The organism is Mycobacterium sp. 3519A (genome assembly GCF_900240945.1).
Taxonomy (GTDB): Bacteria; Actinomycetota; Actinomycetes; order Mycobacteriales; family Mycobacteriaceae; genus Mycobacterium.
On sequence record NZ_OESG01000013.1, the window covers coordinates 414,671 to 434,850 of the forward strand.

The following is a 20,180-nucleotide window of genomic DNA, read 5'->3' on the forward strand; positions in this document are numbered from 1 at the left end:
TGTCGGAATTCGGGGATGCGCTGTTCAGGCGCCTGCCAGAATCGAGGCCATGAACGGATTCGGTGCCCGCGGCCTCACTCTAGTCGGGATGTGCGCGGTGATGATCGGGCTGTCGGCGGTCGCCGAGCCGGCGACGGCGGACGCCGACGTCTGCGGGTCGGTCGGTGGCCGCCATGTGTCGGTCAACGCCTGCGGCAGCGTCGCCGACGCCATCGCGCAGTGGGCGCCGCCGCCCGCCGAGTACGCACCGTTACCTGAGGACTTCGAAACCGCACCGCCGCCATCGCCGCCACCTCCGCCGCCCAACGTCAACGTCTGCGCCAACTTCGGGCGGCGGATCAGCGTCAGCGGCTGCGTCTAACCGCGCGCAGCCGCTGCGCCAGCCCCGACGCGCGCAGCGCCCGCCGCTCGATGGCCGCCCGCACCGCAGCTTCCGCGCCCACCACGCGGACGCGTTCCTTGGCGCGAGTCACCGCCGTGTAGAACAGCTCCCGCGTCAGCAGCCGTGAATCCTCTTGCGGTAGCAGCACTGTCACCTCGTCAGCCTGACTGCCTTGCGACTTGTGGATGGTCATGGCGTGCATGGTCTCCACATCGGCGAGTCGACTGGTCGCAAACGACGCATCGCCGATGACCGCCCGCAGCATCTCGTCACGCACCACGGTCACGCCGGTGTCCCCGTTGTACAAGCCGAGCCCATAGTCGTTGGCCGTCACCAACACCGGGCGACCCGCGTACCACGCCGACCAGATCGGTTCGCCGGTTTCCTCGGTCAGCCACCGCTCGACCTGCCGGTTCCAGTACGCGACGCCGAACGGCCCGCGCCGGTGTGCGCACAGCAGTCGGTGCTCGTCGAGGATCTTCAGCGCGGCGTTCTGGTCGCCGAGGATCGCCGCGGTCCGCAGCGCAACCGCGTGCGGCACAAGCACTTTGCGTAGCTTGTCGCGCGGGTTGTCTGCGTCGACCCATTCGATGTGCTCGCCGCCGGCCCGCAGCACCTCGATGGCCGCGTCCGCATCGCCGTCCCGGATCGCTGCGGCCAGCGCGCCGATCGACTCCCCGAACCGATGCGACGTCTTCAGCGCCGCGATCTGCGCCTCACCCAGCCCGTCGACGAGATCCGCCAGCACTGCACCGGCTTCCACCGAGGCCAGCTGGTCGGGGTCGCCGACCAACAACAGCCGGGAGTCCGGCCGCACCGCCTCCAGCAGCCGGGCCATCATCGTCAACGACACCATCGACGTCTCGTCCACCACGATCACGTCGTGCGGCAACCGATTGCCGCGGTGATGCCGGAACCGCGCCGACGTGTCCGGCCTGCTGCCCAGGAGTCGATGCAGCGTGGTCGCGTGCAGGCCGCTCAACGCCTGCTGGTCAGACGACGACAGCTTGCCGACCTCCAGCTGCACCGCCTCCTGCAGCCGGGCGGCCGCCTTGCCGGTCGGCGCCGCCAGCGCTATGCGCAGCCGCTTACCGCTGGCGAGTAACGCCAACAACCGCGCCACCGTCGTCGTCTTGCCCGTGCCGGGACCGCCGGTCAACACCGTCAGGCCTTGCGACAGCGCGAGTTTCGCCGCAGCCTGCTGCTCTTCGAAGCCCGCCGGGAAGAGCCGGTCGATGTCGGGCGTCGGCTCGGCGGGTCGTGGCGTGACCATCGCGAGGATGTCGTCGCACACCTGTTGCTCCTCGAGCCAGTACCTGTCCAGGTACAGCAGGTCGCCGTTCAGCCGCAGAATCGGCGGGTCGGCCAGCAGCGGGCTCACCCGTACCGCCTCGGCGAGGTCGGCCATCTCGTCGGACTTCAGGTCGACGCACACCGATCCGCCGCGCAATGCCCGCACCACGTAGGCGACCGCCAGCGCCACCCGCTCGTCGGGTTCCTTGGCCAGCGCGGTCAGCCGCTGCGCCACATGCACATCCGCCGGTTCGAAGACGTCGTTGATCGCGAGTTCGACGGTCATGCGACCAGCTCCGAGACCGCGAGGACCAACGATGCGGGCGGCTGCCAACTGAACACGCCCGCCGGATGCCCGTCGACCACCGGCGTCGACGCGCCGCACATGCCCCGCACGAACAGATACATCACCCCGCCGAGATGGGTCTGCGGGTCGTATTCGGGCAGCCGCCACCGCAGAAACCTGTGCAGCACCACCGAATACAGCAGCGCCTGCAGCGGGTAGTCGGAATGCAGCATCGCCTCGGTCATCCGGGCCCTGTCGTAGTCCGCGGACGTCAGCGGGCGATCGGCGTCGCCGAGCCAGTTCGTCTTGTAGTCGACCACCACATACCGGCCCCCGACCCGCAGCACCGCGTCAACCGAACCGCTCAGATAGCCGCGCAGCGTCTGCCCACCCAGCGCCGCTCCGGTGAGCCGGTCGGCATACGACGCCAGCGGATCGCCTTTCGGCAGGTGCTCGCGAAGTAACTCGCCTGCGTCCCGCAGATACCCCCCGGCCAACGGGAATTCGAAGTCCATCTCCCGCAAGCGGTCGCGAAGACCGATCTGACGCAATGTCAGGCCGTCGGCCAACGGGCCGAGCGGGGTGTCGTGCATCGGCACCATCGCCGCCGCCAACTCCGACGCCTCGACATCCACCGGCCACCACACCGCGTGCTTCTCGATCTGCGCCCGCAACTCCGCGGCCAGGTCGGTCGCGAACGGGTCGGCCGTCTCCAACACCGCGTGCACCAGCGTGCCGAACTTCGCGCCCGTCGGCAGATTCGCCATCGGCGACGGCACGTCGGGCCCGGACGCCCGCGCCAGCACCGGGATCTCGGCCACCTCGTCGTCCAACTCGACGATTTCCGGCTCACTCGACACCCCTGGCGTCTCCGCGGCCCGGATCAGACCCGAGTACGACGTGCGCCGCCACGAGGTGTCGATGGTGCGGTGGAAGTGGCGGACCTCGAACGCGACGTCCGCACCGGGCCGGGCGACCGGGGCGGCGTCGGCCACCACCGATTCCTCGATCACCAGCGCGTCGGCGGCCGCCCACTTCTGCAGCCGTGTCATGGCCTCGTCGTCCGAGACCTTCGCCGGCACACAGCGATCCGGAACCGACGGCTCACCGGGCTCGCGTCCGCGCAAGAGCCGGGACAGTCCGCCGTTGGGTTCGGCCCACGCGGGCGACCACCACGCCACCACCTGTGATTGCGCACGGGTCATCGCGACATACGTCAGTCGACTGTCGTCGCTGGCGTCTTCTTTGCGGCCCTGCGCGGCGACCTCGTCGTAGTCGGCGCTGTCCTTGCCGCCGACGTGCAGGCAGCGGGTCTCGCCCTCGTGGTAGAGCACCAGTTCGTGGTCGGAGACGTTGCGGTAGAAGTTGAACGGCAGATACACGACGGGGAACTGCAGGCCCTTGCTCACCCACACCGTCATGATCTGCACGGCCGCCGCGTCGCTGTCCAGTCGGCGGTTGCGTTCGGTGACGGCGCTTCGCTCTTCGCGTTGTGTCCTCAGCCAGTCGCGAAGGGCGGGCAGGTGGTAATGCTCGCGGTGCGCGGCGTCCTGAAGCAGTTGTGTCATGTGCGCCAGGTCGGTCATGTGGCGCTCGCCGTCCTCCCACGACAGCACGCGGTCACCCATGCCGTTCAGTTGCGCGGCCTCGTAGATCGCGGCGACGCCGCGCTCGCGCGCATGGCTGGCCCACTCGCGCAGGGTCTCGGCGATCCGGTCGGTCAGCTGATCACCGCCCGCGGCAAGGGTTTCCGCGGTCTCGCCGAAGAACATCGTCGCCGCCGCGGCGCGCACCACACCGGAGCGATGCGGCTGATCGAACGCTTCCAACAACGCCAGCCAGTCCGCCGCGGCCTGCGACCCGAACACATCGGAGTCGCCGGTGTACACCGACGGCACCCCGGCGTCGAGCAGGGCTCGATGACAGACGCGGGCGTCCTTGTGGCTTTCCACAATCACCGCGACGTCGCCTGCTGCCAGCTTTCTGCCGTCGAAGGTCGCGTCGCTGGCCAGCAGCGCACGAATGTCGGCGGCCAAGTCCCGGCTGATGTGTGCCCGCAGGTCGTCGATCGCGAGATTGTCGATTCCCCTGCGGCCGAACGTCGTTCGCTTGACCACGCGCAGCCGGAACGGATCACAGTTCGGCGCGCCCGCGAGTCGGCTGCCGCGGTGATGGGCATCGACCTCGTGCACCACGATGCGCGGGTCACCGAGTTCGGCGCCGAGCAGCACCTTCTGCAGCCTGTCGACGAGGTCGCCGTCGCTGCGCCAGTTGGTGCCCAGTGTCTTTTTGTCGCCTGCGGTCTCGGCCGCTGTCAGATAGGTGACGATGTCGCCGCCGCGGAACGCGTAGATGGCTTGTTTCGGATCGCCGATGAGGATGACGGTCGAGCGGCCGCTGAACGCGCGATCGATGACCTGCCACTGGACGGGGTCGGTGTCCTGGAACTCGTCGACCATGACGATCGGCCACCGCAGGTGCATCCGGATGCGCGCGGGGGAGTCGTCGGCCTTCAACGCGTCGGCCAGGCGGGTCAGCAGGTCGTCGTAGCCGAGGATGCCGAGGCGCCGCTTGCGGATTTCCAGTTCGGCGGCAACGTCTTTGGCGAATGAGACGCATACCTGGGCCCGGGAGTCCGGTTCCGGGTCGAGCGGCCGCAGTTGCGTCGCCGGATGGTTGACCACCTCGCGCGCCAACCGCAGGGCATCCTTGTAGGTGAGGACGGGATCGTCGCGCTCGTGCCCGAAGTGAGCCAGATACAGATCATCGACGATCTCGGTGATCAGGTCGTCGAGGCTCTCCACCAGGGTGACGCCGGTGTCGCCGTCACCTGCCACGCCGAGTGACTTCAGCACGAGTTGGCAGAACTGATGTGTGGTGGCGATCGTCGCGGCATCGAAACCGGCCAACGCGTCGCGCAGTCTGCGGCGGCGGTCCGGTTGTTGCTCCGTGGCTGCGGCGTCGACCAGTTGGGCGCGAACCCGGTCCCGCAGCTCCTGGCTGGCGGCACGGCCGAAGGTGATGAGCAGCATCTGGTCGAGCGTCGCGGCGCCCTCGGCGACATACCGAGTGACCAGGCCCGCGAGCGTGAACGTCTTTCCGGTGCCTGCGCTGGCCTCCAGCACCGTCGTCGAGTTCGGTGCGGGCAGTGGGTCCTGCAAGCTGAACGGCGGAATCATTCGGCCTGCCTTCCCGCGCGCAGCATCGGCAGCCACACCCGTTCGGCGTAGTCGCCGAGGCCCTTGTCGATCAGGATCGACAGATCGGCCCGTTCGCCCCACGCCCGCACGTGCGCGGGTTCGGCGTCTTCGCCGGGGTAGCGGTCACCGGATTTCCACCGGTAGCGTGCCTCGCCTTCGGGGCTGTCGCCGCAGTGCCGTGCCGCGGCCCAGGCGTAGGACGTCTTGATGGGCAACGGGATCGGCTCGCGACGGCCGGCGTCGTAGACCGCGACGAGGTCGCGCAGCAGGACCGCCGCATCGACTTCCGGGCGGCCGATCCCTTCGGTGCGCAGCATGTCACGCTTCTTCGCCCTGCCGATGCAGATCGCCAGCCAATCCCGCGCAGAATCGTGGGCGTACAAGGCCAGCAACGGAATCCACGACGCCAACAGGTGCTTGCCGTCCAATTTCGAGTACGTCACCGACACCAGCCGATCACCGAACACCGGCGACACCGTGCCGGTCAACCGCCTGCCTGCGCCGAGGTCGACGTCGATGTCGTACGCCCGCGGCTCGGTAGTGCGGTAGCGCAGTGCACGCTCGGCGAGTTGCGCGGCCTGCTTGGTGATCTCTTGTGCTTTGCGCCAGCCGAGCTGGCCGGGAGGCAGTGTGCCGCGGCACCATTCGGCCTGCCGCGCCTGTTTCGCCGACATGCCGCGGAGCATGTCGTGCAGCATGCGGTCACCGACGGTCCACTCCTCGAGGGCGTTGATGTCGACGGGCATCGCGTCCTCGACCCCGTCCACATCCCAGGGCAGCGTGTAGTCGAGTGCGCGGAAGAAGCCCTTCACCGGATCCCGGTAGAACGCGATCAGGTCCTCGAGCACGACGTCGTCGGCGGGCACCGGCGGCAGCGGGCCGGAGATGAACGGCGGTTGCGCGGTGCGATGGCCGGTGCTGGCGATCGCGGCCCGCTGCACGGTCGGGTCGAAGGTGAACGGTTCGCCGGGTATCAGCTTGCCGGGGATGACATTGCGAATGTCGAAGGGCTGCAACGGATGTTTGACGACGATGCGGTTGCGGATCTTCTCGCCGGTGGTGAGGTCCAGGGTGTCGAGCAGTTCGGCGAGCGGTACCGAGGGCGGCCGGTCCTGCCCGGAGAACTCGTTGGCGCCGGTATAGGTGATGACGAGGTTCTCGGTGGCCGCGCCGATCGCGTCGAGCAGCAGTTGACGGTCCTCGGAACGGATGTCGCGTTCCCCGGTCATCGGGTCGCGGGCCAGCACGTCGTCGCCGTCGACGATGCCAAGCCGGGGGAAGACGCCGTCGTCGAGTCCGACCAGGCACACCACGCGGTGCGGCACCGAGCGCATCGGCACCATGGTGCACACGGTAAGCGTGCCGGTGCGGAAGTTGGCCCGCGTCGGCCTGCCTGCGAGGTGTCGGTCGAGCAGCGCCCGGATGTCGGGCAGTCGCATGACCGTGTCCTTGCGCGGGCCCGCCGTTTCGAGCACGTCGGCGAATTCGCGTTGCATCTGGCTGGTCTGCCAGGCGTCATTGTCATCGACCTTGGTCAGCGAGGTGATGCCGTCGGCCAGCGCGGTCAGCCAATCATGCAGTGGCCGTGCGCCGTTCAATGAGTCGACGGTGAGCTGCAGGCGGTGGACGTACTCGGCAAGCTGGCCGGCGAGCTCGACACGGTTGCTGCTGACGTCGTCGAGCGGCAGCGTCGAGGAGATCCAGGCGTGCGAGTCATCCGACAGCGCGACACCCGCGAGAACGCGGTCGATGCCGAATCGCCACGTGTTGTGGACGAAGTCGACACCGAACGGCTTGCGGTGCTCCTGGTCGAAGCCCCACCGGATGTTGGCCTGCCTGACCCAGCGGGTGATGCTCTCGAGATCGTCGGCAGTGAAGCCGAATCGGGCGCGCACGGGCGCGGTCTGCGCGAGGTTGAGCACCTCGCTGGCGGTGACGCGGCTACCCGCCAGGGTGAGCAGTTGACTGGCGACACCGAGCAGCGGGTTGGTCTGGATCAGTGAGCGGTCGGCGAGGCGCACCCTGAGCCGATGCGCCGGGTGCGCACCGCGTACGACGTCGCCGAGCCCGAAGTCGGCGTTGATCAACGGCGCGTAGGTCTCGATGTCGGGGCACATCACCAGGATGTCGCGCGGTTCCAGGGTGGGGTCGTCGGCGAGCAGGCCGAGCAGCACCTCGCGCAGCACGTCGATCTGGCGGGCCGGTCCGTGGCAGCTGTGCACCTGGACGGAGCGGTCGTCGGCGCGCAGGGTGCGGCGCTCGGCGCGGACGGTGTTGGCGGCGATATCGGACTGTAACCAGCCGAGCAGGGTGTCGGGATGGCTTGCGCTGCCCAGATATTCGTCGGTCTGCGGGGCGGCAGGCAGGCTGCGTTGCAGTTCGCGAAGGTCGCGGCCGAGGGTGGCCAGCAGCGGATGGTCGACCTGGCGGTGGCTGGTGTCGTCACGGCGGGGGATCGGGCCGTGCTGGTCGGTGAGCCGCTGCCAGAGGTCGTCGCTGGGATGCGGCAACCACAGATGCAGGTCGTGATGAGTGGCCAGCGCGGTGAGCAGTTCGACCTCGGTGGACGGCAGCCGGGTGTGCCCGAACAGTGACAGCCGCTCGGGTAGGTCGAGCGGCGAACCTTCAAGTCTTTTCAGAGTTTTCGCGTGCCGGTGGTGTGGTGCTTCGGCGTCGACCTTGTCGAGCAGCGCCCGCCACAGCGGCGGCTGCCATGCCAGGTCGGGGTCGACGTCGCCGGTGTTGCCCTGTTCCCAGTCGATGAGCAGCCGCGGACGCTGCCTGGCGTAGGAGGCGAACAGGCCTGCGAGCCGACGTGCCACCGCGTAGCGACGGCCCTGGCGGAGCTCCTTCTCCTCACCTGCTTCGAAGTGGCCGAGGTGGGTGGCCAGCGGCTTGCACCAGGCTTCGGTGCAGCTGGCGTCGATGACGTCGAGCAGCGGCCAGACCATGGCGTCGGGGGCCCAGGGGTCGTCGTCGACGGTGCCGGTGATTTCGGCGATCAGCGAGTGCGGGTTGCGGAACGAGATGCCCGCGCAGACACCGAGGACGTCGGACAGCCGCTGACTGAGCCAGCGTTCGACGCCCTTGGCGGGCACGATGATCAGCTCTTCGGCGAACGGGTCGGCCAGGGGAGTGGCCAGCAGCTGGCTGAGGCCGTCGGCGAGGAGATCGGTGCGCTCAGCGCGGTGCAGATGCAGACCCATCGACGATCACACTAGGACGACTCCGCTGTCGCCTTCGACAAGACGCTTCAACTCGTCGACGACACGGCCGAGTTCGTTGACCATCCAGCTGTCGAGGCCGCGGTTGCGGTACGCGGCGAGCAACTCGGTGTAGTACCAGAGGTGGTCGTGCGGGTTCTTGCGGTTGAAGCGTTCCCACAGCGCCGGTCCGTGCTCGTGGTAGTCGCGCAGCATGGACCGCGCGTTGTCGAGCTTGTCGGCGACGGAGACCAGAAGGGTGTCGTGGCCGACGTCGGCGAGGTGGGCGATGTAGGCGCGCTTGCGGTCGAGCCACGGGGGCTTCGGCTCTTCGTCGGTGTCGCTGCACTCGTCGACGATGCGGGCCACGTCGTCTCCGAAGGCGCTGCGGATCTCCTCGAGGGTCGGGGGACCGCCCTGGTCCTCGACCGTGTCGTGCAGCAGCGCCGCGATGGCTTGTGTTTCGGAGCCGCCGTCGTTGAGCACCAGGGAGGCGACGCTCAGCAGATGGCCGATGTACGGGATGTCGCCGCCCTTGCGGACCTGGCTGTGGTGTTTGTGCTCGGCGTAGACGAGCGCCTTGGAGAACTGATCGGTCAGCTTCGGTGTGGCAGTTTGCTCAGTCAATGTCGATTCTTCCCCTTTCAGCTTGACCATAGCCGGTGGGGGTGACCGGAAAGTTTTGCCGGCCTTCGCGCCTCAGTTCCCCGCGAACCACGCCGTCGTGACCGCGCGCCGCCGCGGCGGCTCGAACGGCGTATCCCGCGGGCCCAGTTCGCCCACGCGCACGATCCACACCGGCCCAGACCGATCGATGGCCGACACCGGATCCGCGCCCGCCGCCACCAGAACCCCCATCGACGTCTTGCCGGGATTGCATCCGTACACCGGTACCATGTCGTCGGCCCTTGCGCCCCAATCGATTCCGTTCGGCAGGATGCACCGCGTCCCGTCCTCCAGCTGCATCGCGAACGGCATGGGCACCGGCGGCGGGTCCACTGCGGGCAGCGCACCCGGCTTTGCGAACCGCCGCAGCCCCTTGCTCCAGGGGTCGGCGAGGCACAGCACAAACGCCGACGCGGGCCAACAGACTTCGGCCGCCGCCTGCGCGGGCTCGCACGAGTAGATATTGGCCCCCACCGCCGCCGGCGACGGCGCTGGGCACGCCCATAGATTCGGCGAGCTCTGCCGATTCACCACCTGATACCCGTTGGCTGGTTCGCCGTTCGCCGAGACGGCCGCGACCGTGATGGTGACCGTCGCCCCAGGGGCCGCGTCGGCCTGGGGGATCTGCAACGCGAGAACCCCTGCGAGTGTGAAGACCGCCGACCGTAACACCAGAGCCTCCACATCCAGGATGGCGCATTCGGCGTGTGAATCAACGCGAATTAATAGGCTCGCCCCATGAAGGCGGTCACCTGTACCGACGCCAAGCTCGACGTCGTCGAGACGCCGAGCCCGATCCCCGCGAAGGGCCAGCTGCTGCTCGACGTCCTGCGTTGCGGCATCTGCGGCTCAGACCTGCACGCCCGCAACCACTGCGACGAGCTCGCCGACGTCATGGACGAGACCGGCTACCCCGACTTCATGCGGTCGAACCAGTCCGTCGTGTTCGGCCACGAGTTCGCGGGCGAAGTGCTCGACCACGGCCCGAAAACCCGCAAGATCCTGAAGGCGGGCACGCCGGTCGTCGCGCTCCCGCTCATCCGCCGCGGCGAGGAGGTGCACGCCATCGGGCTGTCCGCCAAGGCGCCCGGCGCGTACGCCGAACAGTTGGTCGTCGAGCAGTCTGTGGCGCTGCCCGTCCCCAACGGCCTGTCCATCGCGCATGCCGCCCTCACGGAGCCGATGGCCGTCGGCTGGCACGCCGTGCGCCGATCCGACATCGGCAAGGGTCAGGTCGGCATCGTCATCGGCTGCGGCCCGATCGGCCTGGCGGTCATCCTGATGCTCAAGGCCCACGGTGTGCGCACCGTCATCGCCAGCGACTACTCGCCGGGACGCAGGGCGCTGGCCACCAGATGCGGCGCCGACGTCGTCGTCGACCCAGCCAAGGAGTCGCCCTACGCGGCCGCTGCAGGCCACGGTCACCTCGAAACCCCGCTCGACGCTTTCGATCTCGCGATCGGCACGATCGAGAAGCTGCAGAAGGCGCGGTTGCCGTGGTGGCATGTCTGGCGCGCCGCCGACGCCGTCGGTGCCACCACCCCCAAGCACCCGGTGGTCTTCGAATGCGTTGGCGTGCCCGGCATCATCGAACAGATCATCACCAGCGCGCCGTTGTTCTCCCGGGTCGTGGTGGTCGGTGTCTGCATGGGCGCCGACAAGGTCAGGCCATCGATGGCGATCAACAAGGAAATCGATCTGCGGTTCGTACTCGGTTACACGCCAATCGAATTCCGCGACACCCTGCACATGCTCGCCGACGGCAAAGTCGACGTCAGCCCGCTCATCACCGGGACCGTCGGTCTCGGCGGCGTCGCCAACGCGTTCGAGGCTCTCAAAGATCCCGAGGCGCACGCGAAGATCCTCATCGATCCCAAGATCGACGCCACCGTGCCAACCCCCTAGACTGATCCCAGCTTCACGAGTTGCCGTCGCCAAGCTCCGACTTGACGGCACGCCAACCCCACGCTCGTGGGTGGCTCGGATGACGAAGCGGCCCGCACCGACCGGTGCAGGCAAGAGCGCCTCCACCGCGGAGGCCCCGACAAGGGAGCCGCATGCGCAAGCACTTCTTCCGCTCGTTCGTCGCTGACCCCCTGTGCGCATCCTCGGATGCCGGCCACCACATCGACATCGGCCGCTACTTCATGGCTGTCGCCCGCTCCGCCGTCACCATCCCCGTCACGGCCCAGGTGCGCGGCGGCCTGGTGCACCTCGACACCGCCGAAATCCTTTGGCACCACCGCCCCGACGACGTCGCCTACGCATTGGCGAGCACCGACGGTCGCGCCGAGTGGTCGCCCGAATGGCAGGTGCTGCTCGTACCTGGCGCCGCCCTGGCCGACGAGCGGACCACCTTCACCCTCGCCCATCCGGACGAATGCACCGACTGCGCAGCCGAGGTCAGCCTTGTTGGACCTGGTTGGCGCCGCTGTTGAGTACGTCCGGCGAACCGGAGTGGTAGGTCACCACGTTGTTGACGCCCGACGCGGTGATCTTGTCGGACGAGTCGAGCGTGACCTTGTTCTGCATCCCGGACACCGTGAGCGTCGTGCAGTGGCCGGTGATCGTCACGGTGTTGCCCATACCGCTGACGGTCACCGGGTTGTCGTTGCATTCCAGCGTCTTGTTCTCGCCCATGCCTGAGACGCTGAGTTGCTCACCGGGCGGCGCCGCGGTCGGACGCGAAGGCATGTTCGGTGCCGACGGCACGTCGATGCTCGGGATCGTGACACCGGGGAAACTCGGGATCGAACTCGTCGACTTCTGCACGATGAACCATCCGACGCCGCCCGCGATGATCATGAACACCACGGCCGCGACCCCGAACACGATCCACGGGATACCTGCCGACGGCCTCCGCGGGGGCGGCGACCACGGCGCGCCGTAGCCGGGCTGCTGATACGGCCCCTGCGCCTGCGGCGGCATCGGCGGCAGCGGCGGTGGCAGGTAGCCCTCGTTGGGCGCGGTGTACCCCGTCGTGCCCAACTCCGTCGCCCGCGCGGTATCGGCGAGCGGTTGCTCGAGTGCCCTGATCCGAGCCTCGGGATCGTCCTGTGGCTCCATGCGCAGATGGTGCCATGTCCCGCAGCTAATTGAGTACGTATTCGAGTTGGCTGCGCGAAGTGATTTCGAGCTTGGTGAAGACCTTGCGCAGGTGGTACTGCACGGTCTTGGAGCTGATGAACAGACGGGTGGCAATTTCGGGGTTGGACAGGCCCTCCCGTGCCAGCCTTGCGACCTGAACCTCCTGAGCGGTCAATTCCGGCGTCGTAATGACGGCGGTGCGCTTACGCAGCGTCTCACCGGTGGCCAGCAGCTCGCGGTTGGCCCGCTCGGCGAAGGCCGCCATTCCGATCGACTCGAACATCTGGTGCGCGGTGCGCAGCTGCTCGCGGGCGTCGACGCGCCGCCGTTCACGGCGCAGCCATTCGCCGTAGATCAGATGCGCTCGCGCGAGCTCCGTCCGCACCCGAGCCCTGCCGAATCGCGTGATCGCCTCTGCATACAGGTTTTCAGCCTCGTCACCGTCGGCCAGCAGAGCCCGCGACCGGGCTTCGACTCCGAGCGCCCAATCCGTGCCACTGGCTTCGGTCATCTCCACGAGCCAGCGCAGTGTCTCAGAGGCCGCCGCCAACCTCCCGTTGCGGACCGCCGCCTCGATCTGTTCGGCCGCCGCCCAGTTTGCGACGCCCGGATACCGGACGTCCGGATACTCCTGGTGATACAGCGCCTGCTCCGCGGCGGCCATCGCCCCGGTGTAGTCGCCGAGGCCGTTGAGCAGCACGGCTCTTGTCCACTCGGCGACCGCTATCCCGATGCCCTCCCCACGATTTGGAACCTCGAGCGCGGTTTCGTTGATCAGCGCGAACGCTTCGGTCTCGTCGCCACGCAGCGCCGCTAGTCGCATCGCGGCGTAGGGCGCGAGGTTGCCGCCCGTCGCCTCTGTCACCGCCTTCTGTTCGTCTACGAGCACCGCGGCGGCTGCGAGGTCACCTGCGAACAGCAGCATCATGGCGCGGGTGCTCAGCGCCAGGGGGAGTTCGCTCAATGCGCCGCTCGCTCGAGCGAGTTCGAGGTAGCGAACCGACAGCACCTCCCAGTGCTCGTCGTCCCACAAGTGCAGGGCCGCGAGGTTGATCAGCCACATCCAACGCAGCTCTTCGTCCGGTGTCATGTCGTCGCCGAAGGTGATGAGCGCGGCGCGAAGGTCATCGACCGCCGCCGGGTAGCCCGTGACGAAGTTCGCTGAGAGGCCGTCGAGTAGGCGGTCGGTCGACCGCGGTGGATGTGCAGGCGCTGGCGCGTTGGCGGCGGCCTGTGCCACCTCGGTGACGTGACCGCCCTGTGTCGCGAGCCGCCCGGCGAATGCGGCGGCGTTGATCGCGTCCAGGTAGGTCTGGCGGGCGAGGCGGGCGTCGATCGGCTCGAATCGCGTTGCGGCCCTTAGCAACAGCAGAGGCGCATCGCCGCCGCGGTGTGTCGCGAATGCGAGTGCGCCGCGCAGCAGGTCGATGCCGGCCTGTTGGGCTTCGTCCAGCGGGCCGCTCTCGGCCATGGCCAGCAGTTCCGTTGTCGCGTCGAACGCACCGGCCTGAAACTTCGTGCTGGCGGCGGCCAGCGCGCGCCCTGCGCGGTGTGCCGGGTCGAGGGTCAGCATGGCGGCGCGTTCCAGGAACGCGGCGGCGGCGGCCAGTCCGCCGCGGGCACCCGCCTGTTCGGCGGAGCGCTCCAGTGCAGCGGCGATTTCTTCGTCGAACCCGGGGCTGGCTTCGGCCATGTGCCACACCCGTCGGTCGGGATCGACTGCGGGATCGGTTACTTCGCCGAGTGCGCCGTGTGCGATCCGGCGATCCTCCAGCGGCGCGGACCAATAGGCCACCGCGCGTGCCAACGGATGCCGGAACCGAATGCGCGTGCCGATTTCGGCGATGCCTGCCTCCGTTGCGGGATCGGCTGCTGCGGTCGCGATGCCGATGCGTGTCGCTGCCCGCCATACCAGGCCGGCGTCTCCTGTCGGGTCGGCCGCGGCGAGTGTGAGGAGGCGCTGGGTGTCGGCTGGAAGCTCGGCGATGCGCCGCCGGAAGTTCTCCTCGACCGCGCCGGACAGCGGCTCGGCGGAAGGCACGTTGAAGCCGCCGGCCAGATCTGCGGGCGAAAGTCCCCGTGGGAGTTCCAACAGCGCAAGCGGATTGCCCCGCGTCTCCGCGATGATCTGATCGCGCACCCGCGTGTCGATCGGGCCACGAATGGCCCCCTTCAACAGTTCCCGCGACTCATGCTCGGCGAGCCCCTCGATGAGGAGCCCCGGCAGATTTGCGAGTTCGTCACCGGGTACCCGAGTCGCGAAGATCATGCCAACCGACTCCGCGCCGAGCCGGCGCGCGACGAATGCGAGCACCTGCGCCGAGGCCCGGTCCAACCACTGCTGATCGTCGATCAGGCACAGCAGCGGTTGCTCTTCCGATACCGCCGAAAGCAGCCCGAGAACAGAAAGGCCGATCAGGAACTGATCGGGCGCGGGTCCCGCACTCATTCCGAATGCGATGTGCAGCGCTTCTCGCTGCGGGGACGGCACGTGATCGAGCCGATTCAGCATCGGCGCGCACAGTTGATGTATGCCCGCGAACGGCAGCTCCATTTCCGACTCGACGCCCGACGTGCGCACCACTCGGCAGTCCGGCACCCGGGCGGACAGGCTCTCGACGAGTGCGGTCTTGCCGACTCCGGCCTCGCCGTAGATGACCAGCACGCGGCTTTCTCCGGTCCGGACCGCGGCAACCAGTTGATCGAGCACCCGGCTCTCGTCGCTGCGGCCGGTCAGCTTCGATGCCGAGCTGGCGTTCGACATGAAAGACGACCGTAGTGGAGCGTTGAGCGCGGCGCCTTTCGATTTGCGGATTCGCGGTGTGTGGCCAAATTCCTGTGATCTCATTGATTTGTCAAACGACCTTGGGGTTTGGGGGAACACCGATGGCGACACTGACCGAACTTCGCGACAGGGGCGCGGAGTTGTTCACCGAATTGATGACGGTCCAGGAACCCGGGCATGCTCCGCCGCCCATTCACCTTGACGGACAGCGTTTCTCGTGGTTCGACGCGCAGCAGGGCGTCGACGCCAGCCTGCTCGCGTTGCGGTTGAGCGCCGCCGCCGCCACCCGATCCGGCGAGACGGCGGGACTTTCCGCCGCGCTCGCCGTCGTCGACGAGGAACGCGCGCAGCACGACCCGGAACTGGTCCGCCAGGGCTTCGCGCTGTTCGTCACGCACAACGACCGTGGGCGCCGACTCTTCAAACCCCGCGTCGTGCAAGTCGCGCCCGGCATGTTCACCGCGCCGACCGCCAAGCGGATCGGGCGGCGGCTGTCCATCGGCGGCCTGTCACCCGACCTCGACTACTGGCGCGAAGACATGCTCGCCAACGAACACCACCAGCACTGGCATGAGGTCTACCCGTGGACGGGCCGCCCGCCGGAATCCTTCCCGCAGTGGGTGCAGACGGTCACCAACGCCGAAAAGGCACGGCTGCTTGGCACCATCGCGCCCGGCGTCAACTGGGCCGCCCAGTTGCAGAACGCCAGCCCGACACAGGTCGCCCAATTCTTCGTCAACGGACTCAACGGGCAGGGCCGCCGCCGCCTGATCAACGCGGCGTTCGCCGAACCGCCGACGTTTCCTCGTGCGCTGTACCGCAAGCTGTTCCGGCTCAACGATCGTCACGGCGAGTTGTTTCTCTACATGCACCGGCAGATGCTGGCACGCTACGACGCCGAACTGCTCTCGCACGGCAAGCAGCGGGTGCAGGCCTTTACCTCGAACCAGTGGCCGGGCCCGATACCCGAGGGATACGACCCGGAGGGCCTACGCGACCAACAGGGGGTGCTGTTCACCACGCGCAAGCAGAACAAGACCCTGTCCGCGTTCTGGCGCAACCGCCTCGCGTCGTTGGCGCAGGGTGTCGACGACGTGTTGAGCAGCGGGGCGATTCCCGGTGCCGACCCGTCGGAACCCGACGTCGGAATCGCGATCTCGCCGCTCGGCGAGTTCATCGAAATGGGGATCCACAACAACGGACACGGTGCGCTTGGCGAGCTGTCCGAACCGATCCCGCCAGGTCAGCTCGGGCAGAACCTGCCCAACGGGGTGATGAACAACCCGCTCGGGGCCATCCGCGATCAGGTGTTCTGGCGCTGGCACAAGCTGATCGACGACCTCGCCGAACGGTGGCAGTCGACACAAGCGCCAGAGGATTTCAGCGACGGACCCGCGGTGCTGATCCGCGACGGGGCCGCGCCGTGGGCCAGCCCAGACATCATCCTCGTACGGACCTCCGATCTCCCGGCCAATCAGAGCGCCGCGCAACGCCAACAGCTCGGCGAGCGGTTGTTCGGCGGTGCCAAATGGGACACCGACTTCACCGAGGCGGCCGCGCAATCCGGCAACGTGTCACTGAGCACGACAGGCGAATTGGTCACCCTCATCGCCACGGCCAACGTCGCGGGCAGGCCCAACCCGGTCAAATTCCTCACCCATGAACCCTTCGTGTACTACATCCGTGTCGAGAACACCAAGAACCAACCGGTCGCGGTGACCGCGCGGATCTTCCTGGTGCCGAACGCGTTCGAGGCCGATCGGACCGCGTGGATCGAGATGGACAAGTTCACTGCGACACTGGCCGCGCGGCAGAAGGCGGTGTTGTACCGGCCGGACACCGAGAGCGCGGTGATCAAACGCAAGGCCGAAACCTCGCCGACGGCGATCGAGAATCGGCCGCCAGGGGGACGTTCGTCGTACTGCGACTGCGGCTGGCCCTACACCCTGCTGCTGCCGAAAGGCACGGCTGCGCCGGGTATGCCATGCCGGCTGCTGGTGATGTTCACCGACGCGACGCTCGACAACGTCGGCCAACCCGGTGAGTGCGGATCGATGAGCTTCTGCGGAGCCCGCGACCGCTATCCCGACAACCGGGAGATGGGCTATCCGTTCGCCCGGCCGTTCGGCGGCGGAGCCAACGCGATTCGCGACACCTTGCTCGGCCTGCCCAATGCGTCGGGCAGAACAGTGCACATCCGCCAGGCCTAGTGAATCGGCACCGCCACGTCGACCCACGGCTTCTTGCCGGTACGCCGTTGCGTGCTGAAGTGGTCGGAGAACTGTTCGAGCGCCTCCCGTAGCGGACCCCGCGGCACCTCCGTACCCCGCCTGGCGTCGCCGTGCTTCCCTGACTTCGTCGACATGACCGACACCAGCCGGTTCGCAGTGGCGTGCGCCGCATCCTGCTTGTGGCTGAAGCCATTCCACAGCGTCTTGGGGGTGGCGTTCAGGCTGCCGTGGTGGCCCACCTTGTAGACGTTGGTGGCGGCAAGGCGCTCGCGAATCGCCTTGTGGTTGGGCGCATCGAAGAGGGCGTAGCTCCAATTCTCGATCTGGGCGTCGCCGGGGAACAGCAGCGTGGTCCCGCCGATCTGCATCAGCAGGATCAGGCTGGTGTTGTTCAGCACCTCGTCCATGATGCGCAGGATGCCCAGCATGTCGTCGGCGTAGGCGCGGGTGATCTGGGGCACCAGCCACTTGGCCGCCTGCGGGATGTCGGCCCGCACGGCGTTCGGAAACAGCGGCGCCAGATTCGCACCGGGCCCCGTCGTGTCGGTGGTTCCCGCCGCGGCCAGCCGACCCCAGGCGGCGGCGAGGTGCCAGAACTCGTCGGCATTCGTGCGGGCCTGGTGGGCGATGGCTGGCGCCTGCCTGAGGGTGGGCGGCCCCAGCACATCGATCGTCACTCCGGGCAGCAGGCCCCGGACGTCGATCCGGTCACCGAACTTGGCGTACTTCGGTTTACGGACACCCATCGTCATCAGCCGCTTGACTGCGGCCTCGTTCTTGATGTTGGTCTCACCGAGGAAGTTGAGGCGGTCGGCGACGGTGGGCGGGAAGCCCGCGAGGCCAGCCAGGCGCAGCCCCTCCACGCTGGCGCCGGCCGCGAACGCGTGCATGTTCGTCAACGTCCGCGCCAGCGCCTTGTGGTCGGTCAGCGCTGCCCGGCCCCTCGGTTGCACGGCGTCGGTTTCCAGGTCGGGGTCCTCGGTCCACGGCTGCACGACGAGTTCGGGGTGCAGATCCTCGATGATCGGCCCGGTCACCGAATCACCGAAACCGCTGATGTGGTCGGCGTGCCGGTGCGTGGCCACCACCACGTCGAGCTTGCCGCCCGACTCTGCTGCGATGTCCTTGGCGATCACCTCCATGTGGTTCTTGACCCGCGAGTCGGGCAGCTTCGTGCTGCCGAAGTCGAACAGCACGCTTCGCACCGGCCGCTCACCCTCGTCGTAGGTGAGGGTCAACAGCAGGCAGTCGCCGAACCCGACGTTGTACGCGCGCAACCGCGCGCCGGTGACCTTCATCGGTTCCACCCCTCGCTGGCGCGGCGTTCCTTGGCTTCCAACTCGACGTCGGGGTCCACTGTGCCGGCCGCCAGCGCCCGCTGACGGTGGAACGAGGCCAGCGCCGATGACCGGTTGACCGCGAAATACCCTCGGTCCCAGAGATATTGGAGGCGGCGCTCCCACGCCTGCTTTTCCGCCCGCGACGCGGGCGGCGGAAGTCTGTTGGACACTTCGAACTTGAGCTCGCCGTACTCGTCGAGAATGAACGTCGAACCGCCCTCCAGAACCACTTCCTGGTCGTCCGGCATCCCGGCAGGCTTCCTGATCCGGTATTGCGGCCACAATTCGGCGGCGGTGACCTTCAGGTACTGGACGAGTTCGACGACGGTCTCACGGATCTGGAACCCGTCGTCGGGTGAGACACGCACACAGGGGCGCACGCTCGTGATGCGGGTCAACGCGTCGGTGTCGAGTTTGAGATCCATGCGGTTGTTCCAGATGTGCCGGAACATCTCCGTCGGATCGGACTGCAGCGCACTCAGGTGTGAACCTTCCCGCACCAGCTTCAGCGCCGCCGGTGGCCAGTAGCCGCCGTCCTCGCGGGATTTCGGCGCAATTCCGTACTGCGCCATCTCCGTCAGCAGGTGCCCGCGGAGGTGGTAACGGCTGTCGTCGCTGCGCACCTCGTTGTCGGCGGTGAGCATCGCGCTGAGGAAGTCACTGAAATCGATATGGATGGGCGGGGTGTAGTCGATGGCGCGGATCACCATCGTCAAAAGGACGTCCGCGATATCGGCGCCCTGTTCGGCGACAAGATTGACGTCCACCAGGCCCTCTGGGTCGTCGTCGCCGAGTTGTCCGATGCGGGCCACCCACGCCGACAGGAACGCGCGCATCACCGCCGCAACCAGCACCTCACCGCGTCGGTGCTCCTCCTCGAACTCGAGGCGGTCGAGGATGTGCGGATTCGGGTCGATCTCGACAGACCGGCGCAAGGCGTTGACGCGGGCATCGGCGGCTTCGGTACGCATCTCCTCCGCGAGCCCGAGTAGCGCCGAGCGCTTGAGCTCGCTGAAGGTGAGTTTCGATTTACGCACCAGACCTGGTGGTGCAGTGCGGTCCTGCTCTTCGAGCGGAGCGATCAGGTTCTGCACCAGTTCCGGCAACCCGAATACCGACAACAGCGCGACGATGTCCGCGAACGCCTCATGCAGCGCCGCCTGATCCGGCGACGACGGCGCCATGAACTTGTCGCGCAGCCCGTCCAGCAGAGCATGCGCGGTCTCGTGCGCGACGATGTCGTGCGACAGGCACAGGAAGGTCGGTTCACTGCGGCGGATGTAGCCGAACAGCAGCGCCTCCATCTCGGGTGAGTAGAACGCGTTGGCTTCCTCGAATGCGTGCGGCACGATCTTGAGCTGATGGCCGTAGATGCCCCAGCCGACCCGGCGCCCGAGTGCGAACTCGAATCGCAGCAGCGTGCGCATCGCGATCGCATACGCGTTCATCGCGTGGTAGCCGGGGTCGGCGAGCAGCCCCTTCCTGCCGCCCTTCGGCACCGTGACGGCCTCGGCGTTCTTCAGCGGCGGCGGCGCCTCGTACATCGTGTTCGTCGACGCGTCGTAGTCGACGACGAACAGGGAGTAGCCCATCGGACCGCGGGCCAGGTCCTCGAGCGGAAGGCTGACCGTCGCGGTCAAGACCCTGCCGTTGCGGTCGCGCACACTCGGATCCTGGGCAACGATCTCGAATTGTCGCTTTTGCATA

13 protein-coding genes and 1 riboswitch are annotated in these 20,180 nt (G+C 67.8%); of the genes, 4 read left to right on the forward strand and 9 right to left on the reverse strand.

Annotation, left to right across the window (positions count from 1 at the left end):
- The first annotated feature begins 49 nt into the window (after positions 1-49).
- Positions 50-361, forward strand: a complete 312-nt coding sequence (locus tag C1A30_RS09905; RefSeq protein ID WP_101948082.1) for a hypothetical protein — start codon at positions 50-52, stop codon at positions 359-361.
- Here C1A30_RS09905 and recD read toward each other — a convergent pair.
- The 5 genes from recD to C1A30_RS09930 form a co-directional block, all read right to left on the reverse strand.
- Entirely contained in the window at positions 345-1,961 is a 1,617-nt protein-coding gene (gene recD, locus C1A30_RS09910; protein WP_101948083.1) for an exodeoxyribonuclease V subunit alpha, read from the reverse strand. The two genes, C1A30_RS09905 and recD, sit on opposite strands and share 17 nt — an antisense overlap.
- The gene (gene recB / locus C1A30_RS09915; RefSeq protein WP_101950101.1) at positions 1,958-5,140 is read right to left on the reverse strand and encodes an exodeoxyribonuclease V subunit beta; all 3,183 of its coding nucleotides are present in this window, start codon (positions 5,138-5,140) and stop codon (positions 1,958-1,960) included. The genes recD and recB overlap by 4 nt, the downstream gene beginning before the upstream one ends.
- Positions 5,137-8,367 carry an exodeoxyribonuclease V subunit gamma gene (recC, locus tag C1A30_RS09920; protein ID WP_101948084.1) on the reverse strand — a complete coding sequence of 1,077 codons (3,231 nt, stop codon included), beginning with the start codon at positions 8,365-8,367 and terminating at the stop codon, positions 5,137-5,139. The genes recB and recC overlap by 4 nt, the downstream gene beginning before the upstream one ends.
- Positions 8,368-8,373: 6 nt before the next feature.
- Entirely contained in the window at positions 8,374-8,991 is a 618-nt protein-coding gene (locus C1A30_RS09925) for an HD domain-containing protein (protein WP_101950102.1), read from the reverse strand.
- Positions 8,992-9,063: 72 nt separating this feature from the next.
- The gene (locus C1A30_RS09930) at positions 9,064-9,702 is read right to left on the reverse strand and encodes a hypothetical protein (protein WP_142392579.1); all 639 of its coding nucleotides are present in this window, start codon (positions 9,700-9,702) and stop codon (positions 9,064-9,066) included.
- Positions 9,703-9,768: 66 nt separating this feature from the next.
- On the opposite strand from C1A30_RS09930, the gene C1A30_RS09935 reads away from it, so the two are divergent.
- Both C1A30_RS09935 and C1A30_RS09940 read left to right on the forward strand, forming a co-directional pair.
- Complete coding sequence (locus C1A30_RS09935; RefSeq protein WP_101948086.1) at positions 9,769-10,935, forward strand: zinc-binding dehydrogenase; 1,167 nt, start codon at positions 9,769-9,771, stop codon at positions 10,933-10,935.
- A gap of 11 nt (positions 10,936-10,946) precedes the next feature.
- A riboswitch (SAM riboswitch) is annotated at positions 10,947-11,058 on the forward strand.
- Between the two features lie 29 nt (positions 11,059-11,087).
- A complete protein-coding gene (locus C1A30_RS09940) occupies positions 11,088-11,468 on the forward strand; it encodes a hypothetical protein (RefSeq protein WP_101948087.1) in 381 nt (126 codons plus the stop codon).
- Here the strand turns inward: C1A30_RS09940 and C1A30_RS09945 are convergent.
- Positions 11,434-12,096, reverse strand: coding sequence for a DUF3060 domain-containing protein (locus C1A30_RS09945; RefSeq protein ID WP_101948088.1), 663 nt, complete (start codon positions 12,094-12,096; stop codon positions 11,434-11,436). The two genes, C1A30_RS09940 and C1A30_RS09945, sit on opposite strands and share 35 nt — an antisense overlap.
- A 25-nt stretch (positions 12,097-12,121) precedes the next feature.
- Positions 12,122-14,881, reverse strand: a complete 2,760-nt coding sequence (locus C1A30_RS09950; RefSeq protein ID WP_101948089.1) for a LuxR family transcriptional regulator — start codon at positions 14,879-14,881, stop codon at positions 12,122-12,124.
- Between the two features lie 122 nt (positions 14,882-15,003).
- On the opposite strand from C1A30_RS09950, the gene C1A30_RS09955 reads away from it, so the two are divergent.
- The gene (locus tag C1A30_RS09955) at positions 15,004-17,112 is read left to right on the forward strand and encodes a tyrosinase family protein (RefSeq protein WP_101948090.1); all 2,109 of its coding nucleotides are present in this window, start codon (positions 15,004-15,006) and stop codon (positions 17,110-17,112) included.
- Here the strand turns inward: C1A30_RS09955 and C1A30_RS09960 are convergent.
- Positions 17,109-18,431 carry a hypothetical protein gene (locus tag C1A30_RS09960; protein WP_142392580.1) on the reverse strand — a complete coding sequence of 441 codons (1,323 nt, stop codon included), beginning with the start codon at positions 18,429-18,431 and terminating at the stop codon, positions 17,109-17,111. The genes C1A30_RS09955 and C1A30_RS09960 overlap by 4 nt on opposite strands.
- Entirely contained in the window at positions 18,428-20,179 is a 1,752-nt protein-coding gene (locus tag C1A30_RS09965; RefSeq protein ID WP_101948092.1) for a hypothetical protein, read from the reverse strand. The genes C1A30_RS09960 and C1A30_RS09965 overlap by 4 nt, the downstream gene beginning before the upstream one ends.
- Position 20,180 lies beyond the last annotated feature (1 nt).

Coding starts and splice junctions, on each gene's coding strand:
- C1A30_RS09955 (WP_101948090.1), top strand. CDS start 15,004: ATGGCGACACTGACCGAACTTCGCGACAGGGGCGCGGAGTTGTTCACC.
- C1A30_RS09935 (WP_101948086.1), top strand. CDS start 9,769: ATGAAGGCGGTCACCTGTACCGACGCCAAGCTCGACGTCGTCGAGACG.
- C1A30_RS09950 (WP_101948089.1), bottom strand. CDS start 14,881: ATGTCGAACGCCAGCTCGGCATCGAAGCTGACCGGCCGCAGCGACGAG.
- recB (WP_101950101.1), bottom strand. CDS start 5,140: ATGATTCCGCCGTTCAGCTTGCAGGACCCACTGCCCGCACCGAACTCG.
- C1A30_RS09965 (WP_101948092.1), bottom strand. CDS start 20,179: ATGCAAAAGCGACAATTCGAGATCGTTGCCCAGGATCCGAGTGTGCGC.
- C1A30_RS09905 (WP_101948082.1), top strand. CDS start 50: ATGAACGGATTCGGTGCCCGCGGCCTCACTCTAGTCGGGATGTGCGCG.
- C1A30_RS09945 (WP_101948088.1), bottom strand. CDS start 12,096: ATGGAGCCACAGGACGATCCCGAGGCTCGGATCAGGGCACTCGAGCAA.
- C1A30_RS09940 (WP_101948087.1), top strand. CDS start 11,088: ATGCGCAAGCACTTCTTCCGCTCGTTCGTCGCTGACCCCCTGTGCGCA.
- C1A30_RS09960 (WP_142392580.1), bottom strand. CDS start 18,431: ATGAAGGTCACCGGCGCGCGGTTGCGCGCGTACAACGTCGGGTTCGGC.
- recD (WP_101948083.1), bottom strand. CDS start 1,961: ATGACCGTCGAACTCGCGATCAACGACGTCTTCGAACCGGCGGATGTG.
- recC (WP_101948084.1), bottom strand. CDS start 8,367: ATGGGTCTGCATCTGCACCGCGCTGAGCGCACCGATCTCCTCGCCGAC.